The following is a 1,580-nucleotide window of genomic DNA, read 5'->3' as shown; positions in this document are numbered from 1 at the left end:
GAGGTTTTCATAACATTTGTGCGAAAATTTACGGTTTTTAACTAATAGATTAGTTGTCTTGCTACATTGATTTGAAAATAAACCTACCATTCTTGGGCTTTCTTAAAGCTCTCAATCCGTTTTCTTCCAGTTTAATTTCATCTTTGAAATTGTACTTCCCTAAACGATTTATATGTTCAAAGACGGCAGGTGAAATATGGTCAAAATCTTCTTCATTGACCTGATAACCTTCTTCTTTGAGTTCTTTGAGGATTTCTTGAATGTAAACCGTGTTCCAAGCCATCACAATATTGGTTAATAATGTGAGACTGTACGCTGTAATTTGTTGTTCAGCTTCCTGTTGCTTACGAATGAATCCATCACTACCAAACCATAGATAAGACCTTAAATTATGTAACTGTTCTCCTTTATTAAGTTGCCGATTGATTCTTTTTCTCATGGGAGGTATCAACAAATAATTACAGATAAATACCGTTTTTTCTAACTGTCCATAGGCTTGTAAGACATACATTAAATTGTTTTGTCTTGGGTATGCTTGTAGCTTATTCATTAACAATGAGGCAGTTACAGTTCCTGTTTGTAATGATGCCGATACTCTTTGTAACTCCTGGGCGTTCTTTTTTAGATAATCTATATTGACCGTTCCCGTGAATTTAAGGGGCGGATATTCTAACTCATTGTATTCATTACTGGTACTTGATTTGATTTTGCAAAGTCTTTGCCCTTTGAGGTCTCTGAGTCTTGAAATAAGTTTTTTATTCACCAAATTAAAGAACGCAAAAAGTAAATCGGTATATCCATGAGTGTCAGTTGCGTGTTCTAAAATTTCCAAATCCGTCTCATTAGCTAAGATTTCATCTAAAACGTAGGTAGCATCCCGTTCGGTTGAAGTAATCACTTTTGAACCATATTGAGAATATTGGTCGGAGGTATGCGTATAAAAAGTAACGCCATTCCCAAATCCAAAATACTTTACGATAGAGGTGGCGTTCCGTATTTTGCCACTGGTAGGGAATCTTTGCCCATCGGATGATGATAGTGTTCCATCACCCCAATACTCACTGAGCCACTGTTTATGCAGGAAATTCACAACAATATTGTTGGCTTTTTTAACATTTTCATCGCTGAAATGATTGTTAGCAACCCACCACAAGGCTTGATACTCTAAATCCGAAGAACGTGCTAAATCTGCCAAAGGAATATTACAGCCATTACCCATTAGGGCAGCGTATAATAAAGAATCTCGTTCCGAATTTTGAGAAAAATCTCCGTCCCTAAGCTCATTGGTATAAGTTACCCAAGAGTCCACCTCCCGTATCATCTCCACTAATCCAACTTTGGGAAGTCTCAAATTTACTTGCTCCCTTAATCGTTTGGTAGAATCACTGAGTTCATCAGCCTTGATGGGCGGCAAAACCAATTCTCCATTTTCTAATCGAATGTCAGTGCCTTGTACCAATAATTCAGATAACGGTTTAAGTAATGAAGCTAACTCCGATGCCATTTCATCAATTTTAGCGACAATATCAATACCGCCCAAAGATTGACAAATACGCTCTGATTCTATCTCCCAACGGGAT

Annotated in this window: 1 protein-coding gene; it reads right to left on the bottom strand. The window is 37.2% G+C overall.

Annotated elements, in window-relative coordinates; all coding sequences use genetic code 11:
* Window positions 1-61 precede the first annotated feature (61 nt).
* Window positions 62-1,580: Tn3 family transposase (locus tag J2Y60_RS24735; RefSeq protein ID WP_309924737.1), on the bottom strand; the 1,519-nt coding region annotated here is incomplete at its 5' end.

This window comes from Arcicella sp. BE140, assembly GCF_031456255.1.
In the GTDB taxonomy this organism is placed as follows: Bacteria; Bacteroidota; Bacteroidia; order Cytophagales; family Spirosomataceae; genus Arcicella; species Arcicella aquatica.
Note: the sequence above shows the minus strand (reverse complement) of the source record. Positions and strands in the feature narration are given on the sequence as shown.